Below are 23,078 nucleotides of genomic sequence, written 5' to 3'. Positions count from 1 at the left end.
AGGTCTGGCGGCGCAAGCCGTCCAGACCGACGGTCATGCGGAAAACCATCCGGGGCCGTGGCCTCGTGAACAACTGAAAAAGGAAAAGAGCCATGCGCCACGGTTTTAGAGGCCGCCGCTTCTCTCGCAGTGCAAGCCATCGCAAGTCGATGTTCGCCAACCTCGCCGTGTCTCTGATCGAGCACGAGCAGATCCTCACCACGCTGCCGAAGGCGAAGGACCTGCGTCCGATCGTCGAGAAGCTGGTGACGCTCGGCAAGCGTGGCGACCTGCATGCGCGCCGCCAGGTGATCGCCCAGATCGGCAACGAGAATGTCGTCAAGCGTCTCTTCGAGACGATCGCTCCGCGCTATGCCGAGCGCAACGGCGGCTACCTGCGCATCATGAAGGCGGGTTTCCGTCACGGCGACAACGCGCCGCTCGCAGTGATCGAGTTCGTCGATCGCGACACCTCCGCGAAGGGCGCCGCCGACCGTGCCCGTCTCGAGGCTGAAGGTGACGAGGCCGAAGCAGCCTGAGGGTTGTCGGATAGTTGGAAAAAAGGGCGCCGCGAGGCGCCTTTTTTTATTGCTTTTTCTCACCTATGACGGCGGCTTGGCCGTGGAGGCATCTGCCGTTCTGTCGCGAGAGCCGTGTTGCTCGGGCGTCACGATGTCGTGAGTCTCGGCGGCACAGACCGGTTGCAAACTTCATCGAAGCTTAACCAAATCGGTATGAATCGATATAGTCGCGTCGTCCATCTGCCATCGGGGCGGCGGGATCGTATGCCAGTGGCGGAACGGGACTCCGGCCATGCCGGAGCGGGTGATCGATGAAATCTCTCATGGCGAAACATGCTCTGCTGGCAATGACGGCGGTGATGACACTCGGGCTTGCCGTTCCGCAGGCAAGCGCGGACGGCCTTTTCGACATGCTGTTCGGCGGCCATGCCCGGCGGCAGGCGCCGTTGAAAGGCGAGTTCCCGCCGCCGCCCAAGCAGAGGAAGGTCGTCCCCGTTCAGAGGATCGCGTCGCCGACCTACAATACCTACAAGGCCGACCGGCTGGTGCCCGTGGATTTCTCGGCGCTGACGGTGCCGTCCACGACAGGCGCGACGGCGCAGAACGCCTCCTATGACATATCGGCGCCGCAGGCGGGATTCGGCCAGGCGATCGCGGGACTGGACGATTATCGGCTGCTCGCCGAATCCAATATCGGCAAGGCGCTGGTCGCCTATTATTCCGAAAACCCTTCATTCATCTGGATCAGCGCCGACGAACTCAATGATCGCGCCAGGCAGGCGATCCGCGTTCTGGGCGAGGCGGCCAGCTATGGCCTCGATCCGGCGGACTATCAGGTCGATCTGCCGGCGCAGGCATCTGCTGCAGTCGATCCGGATGCGAGGACGAGGGAGCTTATCCGTTTCGAGATGGCGCTTTCCGCACGGGTGCTGCGCTACATCCACGATGCCCACGACGGGCGGATCGATCCCAACCGCATTTCGACCGGCTACTACGATTTTCCGGCAAAACCCCTCGATATGAAGGCGGCGCTGGGCGCGCTTGCACAGGCACAGGACGTACGCGCCTATCTGGAAGCGCGCCACCCGCAGAATCCGGAATACAAGGCGCTGCGCCTCGAGCTCGAGGCGCTCAGGGCCAGCGCCGAGAACGAAATCGTCGTCGATCCCAAGCTGTTGCTCAAGCCGGGTGAAACAAGCCCGGAACTGCCCAAGCTTCTGACCATCATCGCCCGTGGCCTCGACGACGAGATGGGCGCCGACTACGGCGAGATTCTCGCAAGGCTGGTGAACAGCGAAACATACGTGCCCGAACTGGTTCCTGTCATCGAAGCGGCGCAGAAGAAGGCCGGCGAAAAGGGCGACGGCGTGATCGGTCCGCGCACGGTCGCCGCGCTCGCCGGCACGTCCAAGGCCGATCGTATCGCCAAGGTGGAATATGCGCTTGAGGAACTGCGCTGGCTGCCGTCCGATCTCGGCAATCCGCACGTCTTCATCAACCAGCCCGCCTTCACCGCCAGCTTCATCCAGGACGGCCAGGAAAAGTTGAAGACCCGAGCGGTCATCGGCAGGACCACGAACCAGACCGCCTTCTTCTACGATCATATCGAGACCGTCGATTTCCATCCCTATTGGGGGGTGCCGCAGTCGATCATCGTCAACGAGATGCTGCCGAAGCTGCGCTCAGATCCGGGCTATCTCGATCGCGCCGGCTATGAGGTGACGGACGCAAAGGGCCGGCGCATTCCTTCCTCCTCGATCAACTGGGGCGCTTATGGCGGCAAGGTACCCTACAACGTGCGCCAGCAGCCGGGCGAGGCCAACGCGCTGGGCGAACTGAAAATCCTGTTCCCCAACAAGTTCGCCATCTACATGCACGACACGCCGCAGAAGTCGTTCTTCAAGCGCGATGTCCGCGCGCTCAGCCATGGCTGCGTGCGCTTGCAGGACCCGCGCGGCATGGCGGCCGCCGTGCTCGGCGTTTCGGTGGACGATATCGCCCAAAAGCTCAAGGGCGGTCATTCCACCGAGAAGGTGGCGGGCAATATCCCCGTCTATGTCGCCTATTTCACGGCATGGCCGGACACGTCCGGCACGGTTCACTACTTCAACGACATCTACAGCCGCGACGATCGCCTGAAAGAGGCCATCGCGGCAACCGAGGAAGTCCGTACGCCGGCAAGCTGAGGCGGTTCTGCCGGCAGGCGCCGGACCGATCCCGCACTGGTTTTGACTGGGAGGCGAAAGACCGGCGACAAGCCGGTTGACTTGCGCGCCGCCGCTCCCTTATATCGCGGCGCGCACGGCCTTTCGGCCGCAGGCGGGCGATTAGCTCAGCGGGAGAGCACACCCTTCACACGGGTGGGGTCGTAGGTTCAATCCCTACATCGCCCACCATCCGCCTTCCGATTCTATCCGGCCGCATCCATCAGCCGTCTTGCAAGTTCCAGCGTCAGCTCATCGAAATGCGAGATGATCGCCGATGGTTCGAACTCGCGCACATGCCGGTCCGTGTAGCCGAAATCGACGGCCACGACGGGAATGCCGGCCGCCTTGGCGGTATCGATGTCGGTCTGCGAATCGCCCACCATGAGAGCGCGCCCTGGATCGCCGCCGGCCAGTTCGATCGTCTTGAGAAGGTGGCGTGGGTCGGGCTTGCGGAAGGGGAAGACGTCCTGGCCGGCTATGGCCGTGAAGTGCTTGGTCAGCCCGAGCGCCTCGATCAGTGCCAGCGAGCTCGCCTGATATTTGTTCGTGCAGACCGCCAGGGCAAAGCCGGCGTCCTCGAACCGGGCAATTGCCTCGAGCACGCCGGGGTAGGGGCGGGATTTGCCGGGAATGCCGGCGTCATAATGATCGAGGAAAAGCGCGAACAGCCGGTCATGCTCCTCGGCAGGCAGTTCCCGCCGCGCGGCCGCGTAGGCACGCTCGATCATGACCCGGGCGCCCTGGCCGACGAAGCGCCGGAAGCCGACCGCGTCAACCGCGGCCAGCGCGCCGGCGGCCAGGGAGTGGTTCAGGCTGTCCAGCAGATCGGGCGCCGTATCGATCAGCGTACCGTCCAGATCGAACACGATAATGGGGCGCTTCATGGACGGTCCTTTCCTTGCTTGTCCGCAGGCGATAGCCGGTGCGCCGCTTTCCGGCAAGCCGTTGCGGTTCAAGCCCTTTGACCGCGCTGTCAAAAATGGTAGGGACCGGGCCGGATATGATGACAGGCGGGTTCTTTTCATGGATGCCAGGCAGCTGAAGATCGAGGCGGCGCGGGTTGCCCTCGATCATGTCGCCAACGGCGACCGTCTGGGCATCGGCACCGGCAGCACGGCTGAGGAATTCGTCCGCCTTCTCGCCCAGAAGGTAGCGACGGGCCTCAAGGTGACCGGCGTGCCGACCTCCGAGCGCACCGCTGCTCTTTGCACCGAGCTTGGCGTGCCTCTTTCGACGCTGGACGAGACCCCGGAACTCGACCTCACGATCGACGGCGCGGACGAGATCGACCCGGCACTGTCGCTGATAAAAGGCGGCGGTGGCGCGCTGCTGCGGGAAAAGATCGTCGCGTCCGCCTCCGCCCGCATGATCGTCATTGCCGACCGCTCCAAGCTGGTCGATGCGCTCGGCCGGTTCCCGCTGCCCATCGAGGTCAACCGCTTCGGCCTACGGGCGACGGAGATCGCGATTCGCGCTGCCTCGGCCAAGATCGGGCTTTCGGGGCCGCTCGACCTGCGAATGACCGCTGGCGTGCCTTTCGTGACCGATGGAGGGCATTTCATCCTCGACGCATCTTTTGGCCGCATTCCCGATCCAAGAGCGCTATCCAATGTTCTTCACGCCATTCCGGGCGTGGTCGAGCACGGTCTTTTCATCGGCCTGGCTTCAATGGCCATCATCGCCGGTGGCGATGGTGTCGAAACAATCAAACCCGCCCGATAAGCAGGGAGTTCTATCGATCATGATGTTGTCCGCCAGGCTTCGCCGTTTCTCCGCAGTCGCTGCCGCAACCGCGCTCGTTGCGCTGTCTTCCCCGGCCTTTTCGCAGGATGTTTCCGAATCCCATCTCAAGGCTGCGCATACGGCAGTCGAGGCGCTGCATGCCACGGACTCCTTCGACAGCATCCTGCCGCGCGCGGCGGCGGCCCTTCAGGAGCAGCTCATCCAGAAGAACCCGGACCAGGAACAGTTGATTTCCAAGACCGTGTCGGAAAAGGCGCTTGCGCTCGCATCGCGGCGTGCCGACCTGGAGAAGGAAGCCGCGATGGCCTACGCCAAGTCGTTCTCCGAAAAGGAGCTTACCGATATCGCCGCCTTCTATTCCTCGGAAGCCGGCAAGAAGTTGCTGAGCACCGGCCCGATCGCGATGCGGGATGTGCTGAAGGCGGCCGAGATCTGGCAGAACGGCATTGCCCGCGATCTCGGACAGCAGGTCGGCGAGGCCCTGGCTGCCGCAAACGGGGCAAAGGCGCCGGCGAACGACGCGGCTCCGGCAGCGCCGGCGGATGGTGCGGCACCGGCCGACAGCGCGCCTAAGAACTGACTTGGGCGTGAGCGTTTTCGCGCCTTGAAGCAGATCTCCTGAAAAGCAGGCACCGGTTTCAGGACAAGGACATGCGGAAAAGCAGGTGCGCGAGGCGCGCAGAACGCATCTGAAAAGTTGCGATACAATCCAGGCGCGATACGGAAGCCCGGCCGGACAGCCGGGCTTTTCTTTTGCTCCTCCGCCGCCTAGTTGTGGAAGCGCTACCGCAAGACAGGAGTCCCGATATGGCAGGCTATGACTACGATCTTTTCGTCATCGGCGGCGGGTCGGGCGGTGTGAGGGCGGCGCGCGTGGCCGCCGCATTGGGTAAGAAAGTCGCCATAGCCGAGGAATACCGCTTCGGCGGCACCTGCGTCATTCGCGGTTGCGTGCCCAAGAAACTGTTCGTCTACGCTTCGCAGTTTCCCGAACATTTCGAAGACGCGGCCGGTTACGGCTGGACCGTTCCCGACGCGAGATTCGACTGGAAAACGCTGATCGCCAACAAGGACCGTGAGATCGCGCGGCTGGAAGCCATCTACAAGAAGAATGTCCACGGCGCCGGCGGCGAAACCTTCCAGAGCCGGGCCACTTTGGTCGATCGCCACACGATCCGTCTCGAAAGCGAAGACCGCACCGTCACGGCCGACCAGATCCTGGTTGCGACGGGAGGCCGGCCTGCGGCGCACCCGGCGCTGCCTGGTCACGAGCATTGCATCACGTCGAACGAGGCATTCCACCTTGCCGAACTGCCCAAGACCATCGTCATCGAAGGCGGAGGCTACATTGCGGTCGAGTTCGCCAACATCTTCCATGGGCTCGGCGTCGAGACGACGCTGGTCTATCGCGGTTCCGAGATCCTTGGCCGCTTTGACATGGACCTGCGCCGGACGCTGCATGAGACGATGGAGAAGAAGGGTATCCGCATCCTGTGCCATTCGGTTCTGGAATGGGTGCGCCGTCGCCCCGAAGGGGGGCTCGATGCGCTGGTCAGCGGTGGAGAAATCCTGACGGCGGACCAGGTCATGCTGGCGATCGGACGCACGCCCAATACCGAGGGCTTGGGGCTCGATGCGGCGGGCGTGGATCTGGACAAGATCGGGGCCGTCGTTGTCGACGACTATTCGCGCACCAATGTCGACAACATCTGGGCGGTCGGCGACGTCACCAACAGGGTGCAACTCACGCCGGTCGCCATCCACGAGGCCATGTGCTTCGTCGAGACCGCGTTCAAGGACAACCCGACCAAACCGGACCATGACACCATTCCCACGGCCGTGTTCTCGCAACCCGAGATCGGCACGGTCGGCCTTTCCGAAGACGAAGCGTCCAAACGCTTCGCCGAGTTGGAGGTTTACCGGGCCCTGTTCAGGCCGATGCGCCACACGCTTTCGGGACGCGACGAGAAGATGCTGATGAAACTGGTCGTGGACGGCGCCAGCCGAAAGGTGATCGGCGCACATGTTCTGGGGCCGGATGCAGGCGAGATGGCGCAGCTTCTCGGCATTCCGATCAAGGCCGGACTGACCAAGGACGATTTCGACCGCACCATGGCCGTGCATCCCACCGCCTCGGAAGAGCTCGTGACCATGTACAAGCCCTCCTACCAGGTAAAGGACGGTGCTCGCATCGATTGACGCGAGCGCCGTCCTGAACGGCGGTCAAAGCAGCGTGCCGCGCAGCACCAGCAGCGCCACCGAGAAGTAGATGACGAGACCGCTGACGTCGACCAGCGTCGCCACGAACGGTGCGGAAGCGCTTGCAGGGTCGAAGCCGGCGCGCTTGAGCGCGAAGGGCAGCATCGAACCCGCCAGCGAGCCGAAAGTCACGATGCCCACGAGCGCGAGGCCGACCGTGGTGGCAAGCAGCAGCCAGTGCGGGCCGTAGTCGAACAGGCCGATATGCTGCCACAGCGCGATGCGCGCCATGCCGACGAGCCCGAGGATTGCGCCGAGCACGATGCCCATCGGCAGTTCGCGCAGCGCGACGCGCCACCAGTCGCGGAGCGCGATCTCGTCGAGCGCCAGAGCGCGGATCACCAGAGACGTCGCCTGCGAGCCGGAATTACCGCCCGAGCTCATGATGAGCGGGATGAACAGCGTGAGCACGATCGCCTTCTGCAATTCGGCCTCGTAGCTCTGCATGGCGTTCGCCGTCAGCATCTCCGACAGGAAAAGCACGCACAGCCAGCCGCCGCGCTTGCGCACCATGTCGAGGAAGCCGATCTTCATATAGGGCTCGTCCAGCGCCTCAAGGCCGCCGAAGCGATGGACGTCTTCCGTCGTTTCCTCGATCATCGTGTCGAGGATGTCGTCCACCGTGACGATGCCGAGCACGGCTCCATCCTTAACCACAGGCACGGCGAGCAGGTCGTATTTCCTGATGAGACGGGCGACCTGCTCGCGATTGTCGAGCGGCGAGGCCGTCACCGGCGCGTGGGTCGGCGCGACCGTCATGACGGGATCGTCCGGCGCACCTGCGATCAGGCGGCGAAGGCTGGTCGAACGCAGCAGCGCGCGCGTGTCCGGATCGACGATGTAGATCGCATAAACCGTCTCGCGGGAGCGCTCGACCTTGCGGATATGCTCCAGCGTGCGCCCGACCGTCCAATCGCCCGGGACGCTCACGAATTCCGTGGTCATGATCGCGACGGCGCTGTCTTCGGGATAGCCGAGGATGCCGAGCAGGATGGCTCGCAGGCCATGCGTCAGCAGGCCCAGCAATTCGGAGCGCGCCGGCTCGGTCAGGTCGCGCAGGAGATCGGCAGCCCGGTCGACCGACATGGCCGCAAGGATGCGCCCGGCCTTGTCGCGGGGCATGGCCGCGATGAGCTCGGGGCCGTCTTCCAGTTCGGGCTGGTCGAAGATATCGACGGTCCGCTGGAACGGCAGTTCGGCCAGCAGGTCCACGGCGACCAGCCGGGGCTCCCTGTTCAGGGCCTCGACGCTGTCTGCGACGTGATCGGTTGCGAGGACGCGGACAAGGGCATCGCCGGCCGCGACGGGTGTGGTTTCGTTCATGGCTCACTCCTTGGCCGTCGGCCTGCGTGAGCCCTTCAGGTCACGTCAGGCAGACGGCTTTTGCGTTCGACTGTGACTGTCGCCAGGCATGGCGCTGATGACCTTTCCGCTCGCGGTTGGATGGTTGGCGAGCCGGCGCAACATAGGATGGCGCGATGTGAAGTCAATCGCTTTGGCCAGGGAAGGCGCAGGCGTCGCGGGAGTGTGATCGAATCCGAAGCCCGAAGAGACTCCGCGCCGATGCAGCATGTCGCAGACAGTCGAGAGCGGAAGTCTATTTCTGCTTCAGACGCCGGCGAGGGAGGCGCAGCCAGCCTTCTTCCATGGGCGGGGAACCGGCGAGGATTTTCGTGAGTTCCGCCGGCAGCGGGGCGATCGGCTGCTTGGTGGCGACGCCGTCGGCGAAAGTCAGCACGCTGTCGTAGAAATTCTCTCCGCTCGCCGAGCGCGGCGGCACGGCCTCGTGCATGACGCTGACGACCGTGACGTTCGCGCAATTGTCCTTGATCGCCTGGTGGAAGGCGGTCTTGCCCTCGGGATCGAGCGCGGCCGTCGCCTCGTCGAGGAACAGCAGGCCCGGCTGCTGGATCAGGATGCGCGCAACGATGAGCTTCTGCTTCTGGCCGCCGGAAAGCTCCTGATCCCAGCCCTTGCCCTCGCGGCTGTTCTCGCCGAGATGGCCGATGAAATCGCCGAGCCCGGCCTTGTAGAGGGCCGCGGCCGCTACGGTGTCCGAATGCTCTTCTCCCCGGTCCGGCAGGCAGACCAGTTCTTTGAGCGAGACGGGCGGCAGGCGCACGTCCTGTGCGGCATAGAAGGTCTTGACGCCTTCGGGGAACACGACGGTGCCTTGTCCATAAGGCCACAAGCCGTTGAGCGCCTTGATGAAGGAGCTTTTGCCGCAGCCGGACTCGCCGCGCAGATAGGTCCACTCGCCGCGCCGGAACTGCAGCCTGTCGATCGACAGGAAGGGGGCGCTGTCGTGGCCGTGATGCGCCAGGTCGAGATTGCTGACGGTCAGGCCGAACACCGGGTTCTGGCGAACGTAGCGGAAATCGGAGCGTCCGCTCTGGCGGTAGAATTCCGCCGGCCGCTGGACGTTCTCGATGGCGGCCGCGACGTCCATCACGCGGCGGCTGTTGGCGCGCAGCGTGGCGATGGCAGGCATCACATGGATGAACCAGGAGCACTGGCTGATGAGCGAGTTCACCAGTTCCGCGCCGGTGATGTAGCCCTTGAGGTCGATCTTGCTGTGAATGTAGGGGATCAGGCCCGGACCATAGGCGACAACGCGCGCGCCGATGAAGTTGTAGACCAACTCAAACGCGGCATAGCTGGTGTGGACGATATTGTAGCGCGCCCAGGTGCTGTCGATGTCGACATAAAGGCGCTCGTGCATGGATCTCTGCACCGTCTCGCCACGCGAGGCTGCGACGTGGAAGGAGCGCCGCAACAGCGTGGTCAGTTCGCCGCGATAGCTGCCCTCGGCGCGCTGCATCATGACCGAAAGCCGTTCCAGCAGGCCGCCGAGCCTGACCGCGATCCAGGTGTTGAACGGCACGTAGACCGCGACCGCCACGAAGGCGAGCACAGCGCTGCCGTAAGAACCCAGGAATTCGAGGCCGGCGACCTCGGTGGAGGACGAAAGCAGCTTCTGGCCGACGAAGAACAGCGAGGAGGTTACCGCCATCACACCCATGGCGAGGCCGATGGCGCCACCAGTCATGTCCTTGATAGATTCCTGCACGCGCTGGTCGATATTATCGGGCGCCGTGCCCTCGGCCGAATGCTGGGCGTGGAAATGCGTATGGTTGGAATCCAGAAGGGCGGCGTTGAAACGGCTATCCAGCCAGGCGCGCCATTTGCGGTGCAGCGTGGCGGAGACGAACATGCGGCTGCCGGTTATGCCGGCGTCCTTGACGACCACCAGCGCCACCAGGATGCCGGCATGGGTGAGCAGCGAGGCGAGGGGATTGGTGTTGGCCGCGTCATGGAAGAAGGCAATCGAATTGACCAGTTCGCCGGACGCTTCCGCGAACCAGACACCCGCCTTGCTGGACAGCGCGGTAAGGAAGGCGATCACCAGCGTCAGTGCCCAGGCCTCCCGCCAGTGGTCGGACACCCAATAGGCCCGCATCAGCCCCCAGAAGGTCCGCATCGAGGAAACCGGCGTCAGAGAACGATCCCCGATCTTGCCGCGATACCATCTGCCCAGCATTGAAAGTTTCGGCTGATCGGCCTCGATCACTATCCCGCCAAACCTTTTTTAGTTTTGTTACAGTTGGTAACAGCAATTGATCATTGTCCATTCCTTTCTCATCAGGCGGCGGACTAGCGAGGCGGCCGTGGCCATACGGCAACAGAAAAGGGCCGCGGCGAAGCACTCGCCGCGGCCCTTTCATGTCGAAAAACGTTGCTATTTCAGTCTATTGAGTCAATTCCGATCACCCTGTGCGGCTTGCTCCTCTTCAGGCAGTCAAGCATTTTCTCATGCATGATACGGAGGTTTAAATAGCGATCGGGATTGTCGGTCAGCCGCCATACGAGGCGAAATTGCGGCGAATCAGTCCGTGCCGGCGCGCCGCCGGCATCGATATCAGGCCCCTTCGACGACGCTGAATCCTTCGAATTGCGGATGGCCGAGATAATGGACCTTGCCGGTGCCGGCGCCTTTGTGGGCGTTGCGGAAGTTCTCCGACCTGGTCCACGCGGTGAAATCGGCCTCGCTGGCCCAGACAGTGTGGGAGGCAAACAGCGTGTAGCCTTCGGTTTCGTTCCTCGGTCCGCGCAGGAGATGGAATTCGCGGAAGCCGGCCATCTCAGCAAGCGAGGAGTTGCGGTTCTTCCATACGGCCTCGAAGGCCTCCTCCGAGCCGTCCTGCACCTTGAAACGGTTCATCGCTATATACATTGCTTGCCCTTTCTCTCTTTGAGTTGCTTGCTGTGGATCGTGGTTTTCGGCGGTGGGCGCAGGACGCCTGCCGGCATCGCGGCTGGAACGGGTTCGATCGGCTATCTGCTCAAAGGCCGAACGTGATTGCGGCCTTGCTCGACGTTTTGAGCCCCTTCATGCAGGCGTCGGGCTGCACGCCCTTGCCGCTGCATTCCGTGACGCTGTTGACGAGGACGCGGCTCGTCTTCGCGCAGTCGGCCCCGGCGAGGTCGAAGCGGCTGACCTTGGTCTTGCCTTCGGGAAGGTCCCGAAAATCCAGAACCATCAGGCGTTCGACCACGCCCTGGTCGTTGAACAAGGCGATCTCGAACGCCGCCCTTGTGAGGTCAGCGCCGAGATCGTTGGCCACCACGAAGGTCAGGCGGCAGCCTTTTTCGGACGGCTGGGTGCCGTTCAGTTCGAGGGTGAGCGACGGTGCGCTCCCGGAAGCCTCTTGAGACTGTGCTGCGGCACTGTACAGGCTGAGCGATAGGGTTGTCGCAACGACGAGGAGACGAGTTCGTCCGATAAAGGATGGAGATTGCTTCATTGACGTCCTCATATGCTCGCCGTCGTTCTCCGTTGCCGCTGCGTTCTCAGAACTGGAATTGGGTCGAAGCATAGAAAGTCCGGCCCTGCCCGGACCCGTATGTGGTAAGGGCGGGGGTGTACTGCTTGTCGAAGAGATTGGTCACGCGGAAGGCGATGTCGATGTTGTCGTTGACCTTGTAGTTCGCAAACAGGTCCACCAGCGTGTAGCCGTCTGTCTCGACATTGATGGGCGTCGATGTCGAATCGGGCTCGTTGCCGACATTGGTCCAGCCATTCGACACGTAGTTGATGCGCGTGCCGACCGTCAGCTTTTCCTCGAGGAACCTAGCTCCAAGCGTGACCGTCAGGATATCGTCCGGCAAATAGCTCAGCGCACCCAAGCCGGGCTGCTCACTCGGCAGGTCGGTATTGGTATGCGTATATGCCACCCCGCCGAAAACATAGCCCATGTCGTAGTCGGCTGAGAGCTCCACGCCTCTCTGATGGGTGGTTCCGGGCAAATTCATGAACTGAAAGCGCCCGAATGATCCGACTGCGAGGTTGTAGCGAGCGGCTATGTAGTCCTCGACTGCCATGTCGTAATAATCGATCTTCGCCTTCAGGGAGTCGCCACCGGTGAAGACGTCCTTCTGCTTGACGTTGAGGCCGACTTCCCATCCCTGCTGCTTTTCGGGGGCCAGTGTAGGATTGGGCTCGAACGAGACCGAGGTACTTCCCGGATGATCGCCGCCGACCATCGTTTCTTGAATGGTCGGTGCGCGCATAGAGCGCGAGTAGGTGACATAGGGCTGCAGCCACTGAACCGGGTTGTAGGCCAGCGTGATCTTGGGATCGAGATACCCCTTGGACTGATCGACGGTGTATTCGCCTATGGAGTCGTCGCCGGCATCAGCATGGCCATTGAGACCATAAAAATCATAACGCAACGCGCCGATCAGATCGAATTGACCGTAGGTGAACGTGTTTTCGGTGAATACACCGCCCGTAAAGCTTTTCCCTTTCGCCGGATTGACGCCGCTGTTCCTGGAGGTGACGTCATCATGAAAATACTCGACGCCGTTGACCGACTGCACGGCGACATCGCCCCAGTTGAAAACCGAGGTGTTGGACACGTCGAAGCCAAGGCCAGTGTCGTTGATTGTGCGTCCCGCCGACGATCCGCCGCCTGAAGCGTTGGTATCGTATTCCATATCGAGGTTGTTGTAGTAGCCGTTGATCTTGAGGTCGACGAGGTCGTTGTTCGACGGATCATAATGATAATTGGCTGTGAACGTACGGTTCTCGAGGGTCTGGTAATAGGAGTTCGCAAAGAAGTCGTTGTGGTAGATGAGGCCGCCGAGCGAAAGCTGCTGGTCTTCGCCGAGGCCGAAGTCGATCTTCGCCAAGCCTGATTGCAACTCCTGTCCTGTGCCGGTGACAACGTCGCCATCGCCGTTCTTGTAGTCGCTGGAATTGCGCCAGCCGAGTCCGCCGACGACCCCTACGGCGCCTTCCTTCATGCCGCCCGCGACCATGCCGCCGAAGCCGTATCCGTTGGTTCCGGCGGTCATCCTGCCCAAAAGGCCGAATTTCTGTCCTTCGCGGATGACATCGTCGACCCCAATGGTCCGGAAATTAACTGATCCGGCCAGGCCACCGCCGCCTGTGGTCGAAACCGCGCCCCGCGCGATGTCGATGCCCGCAAGAAAATTCGGGTCGACATAGGTGAATCCGGCGGCCTCGTGACCAGTGAAACGGAAGTTCTGCCGTACGCCGTCGATCATCGAGTTGACGCGGCCCGATCCCTCGAAGCCACGGATATTGACGGCGACGCCCGGCTGCTGAGGATTGGTACTGGTGAACGTTCCAGGAGTCGAGCGAAGGACGTCATCGATCTTGCCGCGCCCAAATGTGTCGAGTTCCTGACCACTTACCGTGCTGACGGCGGCAGGCACGTCTTCGGGTGCCGTTCCTTTGGCAATACCTATGAGGATGCGCTGAAGAAGCGTTTCATCCTGCTTTTTTGTGTCTTGCGTTTGCGTTTCCTGCGCGTAGGCCGCTCCGCTCGCCAGAAGTGCCGCCAGGGCCGCTCCACTCACGAGAACAGCCACATTTCGCCCCACCAAGCCCATGGTCCAACTCCAGCATCAGGTTGCATGCTGGCTGGCGCGGGGCTCGCTCGCATTTTTGTCTCGATCCGGCATCTTAAATGTTGACTCATTTAGTCCGGTATTGCACTGACTAATAAACATGATATTTCGAGTCAAGAATGAATCGGGACTTCACCAGCCTCTCGATTTGAGCGGCGAAAGAGCAGGAGTGAACCTCATGAACACGTACAACCCTGACAGCTTCCGCTACCGTACCCGCAGCGTGGATTCTTCGCCCGTCAGGGTGGAGCGCATCCCGCTTTCGGTGCGCACGCTTTCCTCCAATTCCCTGTTCCAGGGCGAGCATGAGATCGGCATCGAGCATCATGGTGCGCTCTACCGGCTCAAGATCACCCGCCAGGGCAAGCTCATCCTCAACAAGTAATCGCGTCCGGGAGAGGGCATATGGACCAGCGGGTGAAACCCACGCCGCACGAAATCAGGCGTGCGCGCATCGACAATCCGAAGATGCGCGAGCGCGACCTGGCCGCCAGTCTCGGCATCACCGAGGCGGACCTGGTGGCCGCGCATTGCGGCGAAGGCGTCCGGCGCGTGGAGCCGCGGGTCAACGATCTCCTGACCGGGCTCGAGGCGGTCGGCGAGGTGATGGCGCTGACCCGCAACGAAAGCGCGGTTCATGAGAAGATCGGCATCTACGACAAGGTCGTCACCGGCGACAACAATGCGCTCGTGCTAGGCGAGCAGATCGACCTGCGCATCTTCCCGAAGGCATGGGCGCACGGCTTCGCCGTCGAAAAGCGCGATGGCGACGAAATCCGCCGCAGCCTGCAATTCTTCGATGCGAGAGGCGAGGCCGTGCACAAGGTGCATCTGCGCCCCACGTCCAATCTCTACGCCTACCAGAAGCTCGTGGCCTCGCTGGAAGCCGTCGACCAGCAACCGTCCGTCGCTCTCGCCGAAGACGATGCGGCAGGGGCGCCGGAAGCGGCTCCTTCAGTCAGCGCCGACGATCTGCGCGACCGCTGGAGCAAGCTGACCGACGTCCACCAGTTCTTCGGCATGTTGCGCACGCTGAAGTTGGACCGCCAGCAGGCGATGCGGATGGTCGGCCAGGACTATGCCTGGCAGCTCGACACCGACGCCGTCGCCGCGATGTTCAACCACGTCGCCCGTGACGGCCTCCCGATCATGTGCTTCGTCGGCAGCCGCGGCTGCGTGCAGATCCATTCGGGGCCGGTGCAGTCGATCAAGCCGATGGGGCCGTGGCTCAACGTGCTCGACGAGACCTTCCACCTGCATCTGAGGATGGACCACATCCGCGAGGTCTGGGCGGTGCGCAAGCCCACCAGGGACGGTCACGTCACGTCGCTCGAAGCTTACGGGGCGGACGGAAACCTCATCATCCAGTTCTTCGGTCAGCGCCACGAAGGCGAGGTGGAGCGCGCCGACTGGCGCTTCCTGGCCGAAAACATGCCGCGGCTTCCGGCCTCGACGGCCGCCTGAAGAGGTAAGACATGTCTGCATGGCTGAAAACGGCGCGACTGGCCGCGTTCGGGTTGGCGCTGGCCGCGGTCGCGCGGCCCGCCGTCGCGGAGGATGCGACGGTTCTTCCCGACACGTCGCGGGTCGTCGCCATCGGCGGCGCCGTGACCGAGATTGTCTTTGCGTTGGGTGAACAAAAGCATTTGGTCGCGCGCGATTCGACCGGCACCTATCCGGAAGCCGCCAAGGCGCTGCCGGACGTGGGCTATATGCGCGCGCTTTCGCCGGAGGGCGTCCTGTCGGTCGATCCCACCGGCATCATCGCCTTGCAGGGCAGCGGCCCGAAGGAAGCGGTGGACGTGCTGAAAAAGGCGAGCGTTCCCTATGTCGAGGTGCCGGAGACCTACGACAACGAGGGCATTCTCGAAAGGATACGCGTGGTCGGCAAGGCGCTGGGCGTCGAAGACAAGGCCGCTGCGCTCGCCGCCGAGACGCAAGCCAAGCTGAAGGCAGCCGAGGCGCGCACGGCAGGCATCGACAGGAAGAAACGGGTTCTGTTCATACTGTCGATGCAGGGCGGCAAGATCATGGCGGCGGGCGCGCATACCGGGGCCGACGGTATCGTCACGCTGGCCGGCGCGGCCAACGCGATCGAAGGGTTTTCCGGATACAAGCAGCTTTCGGACGAGGCGATCGTCACCGCCGCGCCCGATGTCATCCTGATGATGGACCATGCCGGTCCCGGCGTGTCGGACGACGATCTGTTCGGAAATGCCGCCATCAGCCAGACGCCGGCCGGACAGGCCCGCAGGGTGATCCGCATGGACGGCGGTTATCTGCTTGGCTACGGGCCGCGCACCGCCGACGCCATAAGCGACCTGTCGAAGGCGCTCTATGGCGACAAGGCCGCCGACTGAATCGAGCCTTGAAAATGGCCGTACAGCCCGTCGCCATGTCGCCGACCGATTCCGATGCCGCCGCCGGCGACCGCTCCGCGCGGGCGCGGTTTGCCATCGTGCTGCTTGGCCTGCTGCTTGCCGCGACCATGCTGGCCGGACTCGGGACGGGCGCCTCGAACGCCTCCGCGCTCGACCTTATCTACCACTGGCTGACGGGCGGTTTCGCTGATGCGGTGAGTGCGCGCGACCGCATCATCATCCAGGATATCCGCCTGCCGCGAATCCTGCTCGGCACGCTGGTCGGCGCCTCGCTGGCGGTCTCGGGAGCCGTCATGCAGGGGTTGTTCCGCAACCCGCTCGCGGATCCGGGCCTGATCGGCGTCTCCGCCGGCGCGGGGCTCGGCGCGATCGTCGTGATCGTTCTCGGCGCAACGGTGCTCGGGCCTGTGCTTGCGCCGCTGGGCATCTACGCGCTGCCGCTGGCGGCCTTCTTCGGCGGGCTGGTCACGACCTTTATCCTGTATCGCGTCGCCACGCGGCGCGGCCAGACCTCTATCGCCACCATGCTGCTGGCCGGCATCGCGCTCGCGGCCATGACGGGCGCTTTTTCCGGCGTGCTGATCTACCTAGCCGACGATCGGCAACTGCGCGACCTGACGTTCTGGGGCCTGGGCTCGCTGGCCGGCGCGACCTGGCAGAAGATCGGCGCGGCCGCGCCGATCATGGTCGTTGCGCTGGCCGCGACGCCGTTCCTTGCGCGGGGCCTGAACGCGCTGGCGCTCGGCGAGCCGACCGCCGGCCATCTCGGCGTGCCGGTCCAGCGCCTGAAATACGTCTCGATCGTCGCTGTCTCGGCCGCCGTCGGTGCGTCCGTGGCCGTCAGCGGCGGCATCGGCTTCATCGGCATCGTGGTGCCGCATCTGCTCAGGCTGCTCATCGGCCCCGACAACCGCTACCTGTTGCCGGCCTCGGCATTGCTGGGCGCGTCGGCGCTGCTCGTCGCCGATGCGATCAGCCGCACGATCGTCGCTCCGGCCGAACTGCCCATCGGAATCGTGACCGCGGCGGTCGGCGGTCCGTTCTTCCTGTGGATCCTGCTGCGCCGGCGCGGCGTGCTCGATCTGTGAGGTGATCATGATCGAGGCGCGCGACGTTGCCGTTTCCATCGGCGCAAAGCGGATCATCTCAGGAGTCGACTTCGAAGCGCGGCCGGGCGAGGTCGTGGCCATCGTCGGGCCGAACGGTTCGGGCAAGAGCACCTTGCTGAAGGCGCTGTCGGGCGATCTCGGCTTTTCCGGCCGCATCGCCTTCAACGGCCGCTCCCTCGCCGATATGAAGCCGGTGGAAGCGGCGACCGCGCGGGCAGTGCTGCCGCAGGCGACGACATTGAGCTTTCCCTTCACCGTGCGCGAAGTGGTCAGGCTCGGTCTCCTGGGAGGCCGTTCGGGCGCGTTGGCCGGCGAGGAGGGACGCCTGCCGGAGCGGGCGCTGTCGAAGGTCGATCTCGACGGATTCGGCGCGCGCTTCTACCAGGAACTGTCAGGCGGCGAGCAGCAGCGCGTTCAGCTCGCGCGAGTATTGTGCCAGGTGTGGGCGCCGGTGCTGGAGGGGCGACCACGCTACCTGCTCCTCGACGAGCCCGTCTCCAGCCTCGATATCAGGCATCAACTCGGCATCATGGACATTGCGCGCGACTTCGCCAGGCGCGGCGGCGGGGTGGTGGCCATTCTGCACGACCTCAACCTTGCGGCGCTCTACGCTGAGCGGATCTATATGCTGCATGCCGGTGGGCTGGCTGCCGCAGGCTTGCCGCAGGACGTCATCAACGATTCGATGCTGGAAAAGGTGTTCGGCTGCCGTCTGAAAGTCGGCGCCGTCCCGCTGGGTCCGATGCCGTTCGTGCTGCCGCAGTCGGCGCTTTCCTGAGAAGAATTCGGAGAAATAGCTTGTGCCCGCCGTTTCAGGCGGCGGGCTGGCGGGCGGTCAACTGATCGATGCCGAGCAGGCCGCGCATGTCCGGGCGCTCGGCCACCAGATCGGCGATGGTGTGGCGGCCGAGTACCTCGAAGAAGGCGTTGAGCGCTTCGCGCAGGGCTGAATTGAGCGCGCAGCTATCGACCAGCGGGCATTCGGTATCGCTCTCGAAGCACTCCGCCATGGCGAAGCTTTCCTCGGTGACGCGCACCACGTCGAACAGGCTGATCTCTTGCGCCGGCTTGCCGAGTTTCACGCCGCCATTGCGGCCACGCACGGTCTCGACCAGGCCGTTTTCGACCAGCGGCTGGAGAATCTTGAACAGAAACAGTTCGGATACCGAGTAGGCGGCCGCGATCTCGGGGATGCGGCTCAGCCGGTCCTGGTTCGCCGCGCAATACATGAGGATGCGCATGGCGTAGTTGGTTTGACGCGTGAGCCGCATGAGTGCCTCACCTCTCTCTGAATCTCATGAATATGGCCCATAGTCTGGAACAATTCCAGACTGGATTGCCTGAAATATGAATTCCCGCTTCAACTTTTCCGGCGCGGACCGTGCATTCGTTTCGATTTCGCATTGCTTTCATGCCGAAATCGCATGTTGCAATCGATGCTGCATCGCACAATATACGTCGTGTCGAGCGCAGACTCGGGGAGGACCCCGCGAGGAGTGCGACATGAGCCCTGAAATTTCCAGTTTCGGCATGATCCGCCAGCTCAGGCCGTCGGACATGCCCCGCTTTCGTGACCACCTGCTTCGGCTTGACTCCGAGAGCAGGCGCGACCGCTTCAACGGCTATGTCGACGATATCTTCATCGCCGGTTATGTCGAGCGCTCGTTCGCGCAAGGGGCCACTGTCATCGGCTATGTCGAGGGCGAGCGGGTGCTTGGCGCGGCCGAGCTTCATGAGCGCGCCGACCAGACGGAACCGAGCGCCGAGATCGCCTTCAGCGTCGAGCGGCCGCTGCAGCATCGCGGCATCGGCGGCAGGCTGTTCGACCGTCTTGTCGAGCAGGCGAAGGGGTTCGGCTATGCGCGGCTTCTGGTCACCACACATCCCGACAACAGGGCGATGAAGGCACTGGCGCGCAAGCACGAGGCGCGGCTGACATTTGAGGACGGCGAGGCGGTCGGCGTCATCGAGCTCTTCCCTCCGCGCCAGTTGATAGATACCCACATGGTTCGCCACCAGCCCATGACGGCCTGAAGTTATCCGCTCGTAGTTCCGCTGCAAAGGCAGCCGCGCTCCTGGTAAGCGCGGCTGCTTTTTTCTGCGCCTCGATCCTGGTCGATCCTCAGTCTTCGTTGGCCTTGACCGATACGCCGAGCGTCTTGGTCAGGTTCGCCGGGTTCGACATGGCGCCGGCCATGATCGTGGCGAAAGGAACCGGCGAGGACGGCTCAGCCCGAATTTCGATGCTCTTCGGATTGTCGAGATAGGTGTTGACCGCCGCGCTGGCCTGGGCGGTCAGATCGGGGTTGTTGAGCTGCGCCATGCCGAACGGCACGATCGCCTTGGCCTGGTTGGCAATGTCCTTGGCCGACATGCCCTGCTGCTTGGCGACATAGTCCAGGATCTTGTTCGTCAGGGAATCGTCGTCGAAGCGGATCGAGGCGCCATTGAAGCTCAACTGCTGCATCAGGCCGAGCATGGCCATGCCTTGGGCCGATTTGTCGGCGCCTTCCGGCTGAGCCGTCATCTTCTTCTGCAGGTCCTGCACGGATTTCACGAAATCGAGCGTGTAGCCGCTGATATCGAAGGTCATGCCGAAGGTACCGGCATTGTCGACCGTCACGTCGTATTTCGAAAGCTCCATCTTGCCGTCGGCGGGCTGCCAGGACCCTGCTATCTCCATGTTTCCGGAGACGGTCTGATACCCCAGGGCTTCGATGACGGCTTTCGACTTGGGATCGTCCACGAGGCTGAGATCGCCGGTGAACTTGTCCACGCCGCCGCTGAATTCCATCGCCTTGCCATCGGCGGGCGGCGTGATCTCGACGGCGAAATCGTTCATTGTGAAGGCGTCCTTGCCGCCTGCCTTGACCGTCAGGCTGTCCAGTTCGGCGGACTTGTAGAGCATCAGCGACGCCATCGGATCGCTGCTGTTTTCGGCCGGCAGCGTCAGATCATGCATGACGAAGGGGCTGGCTTCGAGGGTTACGCCGTCCTCTGCGTGCGAGAAGGGCTGGGTCGAAACGGTATCGATCGTGTAGCCGCCATCGGCTTCCTCGACGCCCTCCAGGGTCACGTTGCCGACCGGCAGCCCGTCCTTCTCCCCGGCCGCCTTCACCGACACGCCTTCGAGCACCATGCTCGATGCGTCGCCGGAGATGCCGGTCCAGGCAAGCTCCATGCCCTGGTTGGCGAGCAGGGCCTTCATCCGGTTGGCGACGGCGCTCGTATCCTGCGCCCAGGCGGAGCCGAGCGATGCGGTCAAGAGAAACGCGGAAACGGCAAGCTTGTGGAAGGTTGAGCGGTGAGTGGTCATCGCATGCTCCTGATAAGGCTTAAAAACTGCTGTGATACCCCGTGCCGTTCACGTGTCCGCGACAAACCGGACCGCAAAAAGGCGTGCCGCGGGCACATTGATCGAAATTTTCGCCAAAAGGCAAATATGTTCGCCTGATCGGGAAAGCGGGTCATGTGTCGTTCGAAACGCCGGCGCGTTTTCAGTCTTCCGGAAATCCCCTCTAGCGCTGTCCTGTAACGGCTTCATGCCGGCGCGCAGGAGATCGGCCACGGCCATCGCTTCCATGTGAAAAGAACGCTCGGCGCTTGCCGCGAATCAGCGGATTCGGTAGTGCCAAGCCATGGGAAAAAGCCTTTTGCCGCCTGACAATGGCGGCGACGACAACATCGAGCCGGTCGATCTGAAGAAGGCGCTCGAAGAGCGCTATCTCGCCTACGCGCTGTCGACCATCATGCACCGCGCCCTGCCGGACGTGCGCGACGGGCTGAAGCCCGTGCATCGCCGCATCATGCACGCCATGCGCCTGCTGCGCCTCAATCCCGACCAGGGATTCGCCAAATGCGCGCGCATCGTCGGCGAGGTGATGGGCAAGTTCCACCCGCACGGCGACCAGTCGATCTACGACGCACTGGTGCGCCTCGCGCAGGACTTTTCGATGCGCTACCCGCTGGTCGACGGGCAGGGCAATTTCGGCAACATCGACGGCGATAACGCCGCCGCCATGCGCTACACCGAGGCGCGCATGACCGACGTGGCGGTGGAACTGCTCGCCGGCATCACCGAAGACGCGGTGGATTTCCGCCCGACCTACAACGAGGAGGACGAGGAGCCGTCGGTGCTGCCGGGCGCGTTCCCGAACCTGCTCGCCAACGGCTCGTCCGGCATCGCGGTCGGCATGGCAACCTCCATCCCGCCGCACAACGCCGCCGAACTGCTGACCGCCGCGCTGCTGCTGATCGATCGTCCGCAGGCTGCGACCGCCGACCTGATGTCCCGCAGCGACGAGGACGGGCTGGTCCAGGGTCCGGATTTCCCGACCGGCGGCATCATCGTCGATAGCCGTGCGTCCATCCTCGACGCCTACGAGACCGGCCGCGGCGGTTTTCGCGTACGCGCGAAGTGGCATCAGGAGGACCAGGGCAGGGGAACCTGGGTGCTCGTCGTCACCGAAATCCCTTATGGCGTGCAGAAATCGCGGCTGATCGAGAAGACCGCCGAACTACTCCTGGCGCGCAGGTTGCCGCTGCTAGAGGATATCCGCGACGAGAGCGCCGAAGACATCCGCGTCGTGCTGGTGCCGAAGAGCCGCACCGTCGATCCCGGCATCCTGATGGAATCGCTCTTCAAGCTCACCGAGCTCGAAAGCCGTTTCCCGCTCAACATGAACGTGCTCTCGCGCGGCAAGGTGCCGAACGTGCTGTCGTTGCGGGACGTATTGAAGGAATGGCTCGACCATCGCCGCGACGTGCTGGTCCGCCGCTCGAAGCACCGGCTGGCCGAGATCGAACGCCGGCTGGAAATCCTCGGCGGCTACCTGATCGCCTACCTCAACATTGACGAGGTGATCCGTATCATCCGCGAAGAGGACGAGCCCAAGCAGGTGATGATGGCCCGCTGGGACCTCACCGACCTGCAGGCCGAATCCATCCTGAACATGCGCCTGCGCAACCTGCGCAAGCTCGAGGAATTCGAAATCCGCAAGGAATTCGACGCCCTCACCGAGGAAAAGAAGCAGATCGAGGCGCTGCTTGGTTCCGAGACCAAGCAGTGGTCCACCATCAAGTGGGAGATCGCCGAGCTTCGCAAAAGATTCGGACCGGACACCGAGGTCGGCAAGCGCCGCACCCGGTTCGCCGAGGCGCCCGAACACGACCTGACCGACATTCACCATGCCATGATCGAGCGCGAGCCGGTGACGGTGATCGTGTCGGAAAAAGGCTGGCTGAGGGCGATGAAAGGCCATCTGTCCGACTATTCGACGCTGACCTTCAAGGAGGGCGACGCGCTCAAGCTGGCCTTTCCCGCGCAGACCACGGACAAGATCCTCGTCTTCACCACCGGCGGCAAGTTCTACACAATCGGCGCCGACAGGCTGCCCGGCGGGCGCGGCCACGGCGAGCCGATCCGCATCATCGTCGACATGGAGAACGACCAGGACATCGTTACCGCCTTCGTGCACGCCGCAGACCGCAGGCTGCTCGTCGTCTCTCATCAGGGCAACGGCTTCGTGGTGCCGGAAAGCGAGGTCGTGGCCAATACCCGCAAGGGCAAGCAGGTTATGAACGTGAAGGCGCCGGACGAGGCCAAGACCTGCATTCCGGTGAGCGGCGATCACGCGGCGATCGTCGGCGAGAACCGCAAGATGCTGGTCTTCCCGCTCGCCGAAATCCCCGAGATGACGCGTGGCAAGGGCGTTCGCCTCCAGAAATACAAGGACGGTGGCGTGCTGGACCTGAAGACGTTCACGATGGCCGAGGGCCTGTCGTGGCAGGATTCGGCCGACAGGACCTTTAACCGCAGCCAGGCAGAGCTTGCCGAATGGATCGGTGCGCGCGCCGCAGCCGGCCGGATGGTGCCGAAGGGTTTCCCGAAGACAGGCAAGTTCGGGTGAGACCGCGCCGCTGACGCAGGTCCGCCTGCTTGTT

20 protein-coding genes and 1 tRNA gene are annotated in these 23,078 nt (G+C 63.2%); 13 read left to right on the top strand and 8 right to left on the bottom strand.

What is annotated here, in order from left to right; genetic code table 11:
* Nucleotides 1-92: 92 nt before the first annotated feature.
* The 3 genes from rplQ to ABMA46_RS11820 all read left to right on the top strand — a co-directional run bounded on the left by rplQ (nt 93) and on the right by ABMA46_RS11820 (nt 2,896).
* Nucleotides 93-518, top strand: a complete 426-nt coding sequence (gene rplQ / locus ABMA46_RS11830; RefSeq protein ID WP_348999553.1) for a 50S ribosomal protein L17 — start codon at nt 93-95, stop codon at nt 516-518.
* A gap of 293 nt (nt 519-811) precedes the next feature.
* The gene (locus tag ABMA46_RS11825; protein ID WP_348999551.1) at nt 812-2,686 is read left to right on the top strand and encodes a L,D-transpeptidase family protein; all 1,875 of its coding nucleotides are present in this window, start codon (nt 812-814) and stop codon (nt 2,684-2,686) included.
* A 135-nt stretch (nt 2,687-2,821) separates the two neighbouring features.
* Nucleotides 2,822-2,896, top strand: a tRNA-Val gene (locus ABMA46_RS11820).
* Nucleotides 2,897-2,910: 14 nt separating this feature from the next.
* On the opposite strand, the gene ABMA46_RS11815 is transcribed toward ABMA46_RS11820, so the two are convergent.
* Nucleotides 2,911-3,591, bottom strand: coding sequence for a phosphoglycolate phosphatase (locus ABMA46_RS11815; RefSeq protein ID WP_348999549.1), 681 nt, complete (start codon nt 3,589-3,591; stop codon nt 2,911-2,913).
* Between the two features lie 139 nt (nt 3,592-3,730).
* Between ABMA46_RS11815 and rpiA the strand changes: the two genes are divergently transcribed.
* The 3 genes from rpiA to gor all read left to right on the top strand — a co-directional run bounded on the left by rpiA (nt 3,731) and on the right by gor (nt 6,649).
* Complete coding sequence (rpiA, locus tag ABMA46_RS11810; RefSeq protein ID WP_348999645.1) at nt 3,731-4,429, top strand: ribose-5-phosphate isomerase RpiA; 699 nt, start codon at nt 3,731-3,733, stop codon at nt 4,427-4,429.
* Nucleotides 4,430-4,448: 19 nt separating this feature from the next.
* Complete coding sequence (locus ABMA46_RS11805; RefSeq protein WP_348999643.1) at nt 4,449-5,030, top strand: DUF2059 domain-containing protein; 582 nt, start codon at nt 4,449-4,451, stop codon at nt 5,028-5,030.
* Between the two features lie 227 nt (nt 5,031-5,257).
* Nucleotides 5,258-6,649, top strand: coding sequence for a glutathione-disulfide reductase (gene gor / locus ABMA46_RS11800; protein WP_348999547.1), 1,392 nt, complete (start codon nt 5,258-5,260; stop codon nt 6,647-6,649).
* Nucleotides 6,650-6,673: 24 nt separating this feature from the next.
* Here gor and mgtE read toward each other — a convergent pair whose 3' ends face one another.
* From mgtE to ABMA46_RS11775, 5 genes are all read right to left on the bottom strand, one after another.
* Nucleotides 6,674-8,032, bottom strand: coding sequence for a magnesium transporter (gene mgtE, locus ABMA46_RS11795; RefSeq protein ID WP_348999546.1), 1,359 nt, complete (start codon nt 8,030-8,032; stop codon nt 6,674-6,676).
* Between the two features lie 274 nt (nt 8,033-8,306).
* Nucleotides 8,307-10,190, bottom strand: a complete 1,884-nt coding sequence (locus ABMA46_RS11790) for an ABC transporter ATP-binding protein/permease (protein ID WP_348999642.1) — start codon at nt 10,188-10,190, stop codon at nt 8,307-8,309.
* 438 nt (nt 10,191-10,628) lie between these two features.
* Nucleotides 10,629-10,943 (bottom strand): heme-degrading protein HmuQ, encoded by a 315-nt coding sequence (gene hmuQ / locus ABMA46_RS11785; RefSeq protein ID WP_348999544.1) that lies wholly within the window; start codon nt 10,941-10,943, stop codon nt 10,629-10,631.
* Nucleotides 10,944-11,052: 109 nt separating this feature from the next.
* Nucleotides 11,053-11,514, bottom strand: a complete 462-nt coding sequence (locus ABMA46_RS11780) for a hypothetical protein (protein WP_348999640.1) — start codon at nt 11,512-11,514, stop codon at nt 11,053-11,055.
* A gap of 46 nt (nt 11,515-11,560) precedes the next feature.
* Complete coding sequence (locus tag ABMA46_RS11775; RefSeq protein WP_348999543.1) at nt 11,561-13,627, bottom strand: TonB-dependent receptor domain-containing protein; 2,067 nt, start codon at nt 13,625-13,627, stop codon at nt 11,561-11,563.
* A 196-nt stretch (nt 13,628-13,823) separates the two neighbouring features.
* Between ABMA46_RS11775 and hemP the strand changes: the two genes are divergently transcribed.
* Genes hemP through ABMA46_RS11750 form a run of 5 tightly spaced genes read left to right on the top strand, consistent with a single transcriptional unit; the run spans nt 13,824 to nt 17,913 of the window.
* On the top strand, nt 13,824-14,030 hold the full coding sequence (gene hemP / locus ABMA46_RS11770; protein ID WP_348999542.1) for a hemin uptake protein HemP: 207 nt from the start codon (nt 13,824-13,826) through the stop codon (nt 14,028-14,030).
* A 20-nt stretch (nt 14,031-14,050) separates the two neighbouring features.
* Entirely contained in the window at nt 14,051-15,109 is a 1,059-nt protein-coding gene (locus tag ABMA46_RS11765) for a hemin-degrading factor (protein WP_348999541.1), read from the top strand.
* Nucleotides 15,110-15,120: 11 nt separating this feature from the next.
* Nucleotides 15,121-16,005 carry a heme/hemin ABC transporter substrate-binding protein gene (locus tag ABMA46_RS11760; RefSeq protein WP_348999540.1) on the top strand — a complete coding sequence of 295 codons (885 nt, stop codon included), beginning with the start codon at nt 15,121-15,123 and terminating at the stop codon, nt 16,003-16,005.
* A gap of 14 nt (nt 16,006-16,019) precedes the next feature.
* Nucleotides 16,020-17,114, top strand: a complete 1,095-nt coding sequence (locus ABMA46_RS11755) for a FecCD family ABC transporter permease (RefSeq protein ID WP_348999539.1) — start codon at nt 16,020-16,022, stop codon at nt 17,112-17,114.
* Nucleotides 17,115-17,121: 7 nt separating this feature from the next.
* Nucleotides 17,122-17,913, top strand: a complete 792-nt coding sequence (locus tag ABMA46_RS11750) for a heme ABC transporter ATP-binding protein (RefSeq protein WP_348999538.1) — start codon at nt 17,122-17,124, stop codon at nt 17,911-17,913.
* Nucleotides 17,914-17,947: 34 nt separating this feature from the next.
* Here the strand turns inward: ABMA46_RS11750 and rirA are convergent, their stop codons facing one another.
* Nucleotides 17,948-18,406, bottom strand: coding sequence for an iron-responsive transcriptional regulator RirA (rirA, locus tag ABMA46_RS11745; protein ID WP_348999537.1), 459 nt, complete (start codon nt 18,404-18,406; stop codon nt 17,948-17,950).
* Nucleotides 18,407-18,638: 232 nt separating this feature from the next.
* Here rirA and ABMA46_RS11740 point away from each other — a divergent pair, with 232 nt between their 5' ends.
* On the top strand, nt 18,639-19,169 hold the full coding sequence (locus ABMA46_RS11740; RefSeq protein WP_348999535.1) for a GNAT family N-acetyltransferase: 531 nt from the start codon (nt 18,639-18,641) through the stop codon (nt 19,167-19,169).
* Between the two features lie 88 nt (nt 19,170-19,257).
* Here ABMA46_RS11740 and ABMA46_RS11735 read toward each other — a convergent pair whose 3' ends face one another.
* Complete coding sequence (locus ABMA46_RS11735) at nt 19,258-20,451, bottom strand: hypothetical protein (RefSeq protein ID WP_348999534.1); 1,194 nt, start codon at nt 20,449-20,451, stop codon at nt 19,258-19,260.
* A 322-nt stretch (nt 20,452-20,773) separates the two neighbouring features.
* Here ABMA46_RS11735 and parC point away from each other — a divergent pair, with 322 nt between their 5' ends.
* Complete coding sequence (gene parC, locus ABMA46_RS11730) at nt 20,774-23,044, top strand: DNA topoisomerase IV subunit A (RefSeq protein ID WP_348999533.1); 2,271 nt, start codon at nt 20,774-20,776, stop codon at nt 23,042-23,044.
* Nucleotides 23,045-23,078 lie beyond the last annotated feature (34 nt).

It is taken from the genome of Mesorhizobium hunchu (genome assembly GCF_040081975.1).
GTDB classification, from domain to species: Bacteria; Pseudomonadota; Alphaproteobacteria; order Rhizobiales; family Rhizobiaceae; genus Mesorhizobium; species Mesorhizobium hunchu.
Note: the sequence above shows the minus strand (reverse complement) of the source record. Positions and strands in the feature narration are given on the sequence as shown.

What these genes read in the sequence shown, in the direction of transcription:
- rplQ (WP_348999553.1), top strand. Translation starts at nt 93, where the DNA reads ATGCGCCACGGTTTTAGAGGCCGCCGCTTCTCTCGCAGTGCAAGCCAT.
- ABMA46_RS11825 (WP_348999551.1), top strand. Translation starts at nt 812, where the DNA reads ATGAAATCTCTCATGGCGAAACATGCTCTGCTGGCAATGACGGCGGTG.
- ABMA46_RS11815 (WP_348999549.1), bottom strand. Translation starts at nt 3,591, where the DNA reads ATGAAGCGCCCCATTATCGTGTTCGATCTGGACGGTACGCTGATCGAT.
- rpiA (WP_348999645.1), top strand. Translation starts at nt 3,731, where the DNA reads ATGGATGCCAGGCAGCTGAAGATCGAGGCGGCGCGGGTTGCCCTCGAT.
- ABMA46_RS11805 (WP_348999643.1), top strand. Translation starts at nt 4,449, where the DNA reads ATGATGTTGTCCGCCAGGCTTCGCCGTTTCTCCGCAGTCGCTGCCGCA.
- gor (WP_348999547.1), top strand. Translation starts at nt 5,258, where the DNA reads ATGGCAGGCTATGACTACGATCTTTTCGTCATCGGCGGCGGGTCGGGC.
- mgtE (WP_348999546.1), bottom strand. Translation starts at nt 8,032, where the DNA reads ATGAACGAAACCACACCCGTCGCGGCCGGCGATGCCCTTGTCCGCGTC.
- ABMA46_RS11790 (WP_348999642.1), bottom strand. Translation starts at nt 10,190, where the DNA reads ATGCGGACCTTCTGGGGGCTGATGCGGGCCTATTGGGTGTCCGACCAC.
- hmuQ (WP_348999544.1), bottom strand. Translation starts at nt 10,943, where the DNA reads ATGTATATAGCGATGAACCGTTTCAAGGTGCAGGACGGCTCGGAGGAG.
- ABMA46_RS11780 (WP_348999640.1), bottom strand. Translation starts at nt 11,514, where the DNA reads ATGAAGCAATCTCCATCCTTTATCGGACGAACTCGTCTCCTCGTCGTT.
- ABMA46_RS11775 (WP_348999543.1), bottom strand. Translation starts at nt 13,627, where the DNA reads ATGGGCTTGGTGGGGCGAAATGTGGCTGTTCTCGTGAGTGGAGCGGCC.
- hemP (WP_348999542.1), top strand. Translation starts at nt 13,824, where the DNA reads ATGAACACGTACAACCCTGACAGCTTCCGCTACCGTACCCGCAGCGTG.
- ABMA46_RS11765 (WP_348999541.1), top strand. Translation starts at nt 14,051, where the DNA reads ATGGACCAGCGGGTGAAACCCACGCCGCACGAAATCAGGCGTGCGCGC.
- ABMA46_RS11760 (WP_348999540.1), top strand. Translation starts at nt 15,121, where the DNA reads ATGTCTGCATGGCTGAAAACGGCGCGACTGGCCGCGTTCGGGTTGGCG.
- ABMA46_RS11755 (WP_348999539.1), top strand. Translation starts at nt 16,020, where the DNA reads ATGGCCGTACAGCCCGTCGCCATGTCGCCGACCGATTCCGATGCCGCC.
- ABMA46_RS11750 (WP_348999538.1), top strand. Translation starts at nt 17,122, where the DNA reads ATGATCGAGGCGCGCGACGTTGCCGTTTCCATCGGCGCAAAGCGGATC.
- rirA (WP_348999537.1), bottom strand. Translation starts at nt 18,406, where the DNA reads ATGCGGCTCACGCGTCAAACCAACTACGCCATGCGCATCCTCATGTAT.
- ABMA46_RS11740 (WP_348999535.1), top strand. Translation starts at nt 18,639, where the DNA reads ATGAGCCCTGAAATTTCCAGTTTCGGCATGATCCGCCAGCTCAGGCCG.
- ABMA46_RS11735 (WP_348999534.1), bottom strand. Translation starts at nt 20,451, where the DNA reads ATGACCACTCACCGCTCAACCTTCCACAAGCTTGCCGTTTCCGCGTTT.
- parC (WP_348999533.1), top strand. Translation starts at nt 20,774, where the DNA reads ATGGGAAAAAGCCTTTTGCCGCCTGACAATGGCGGCGACGACAACATC.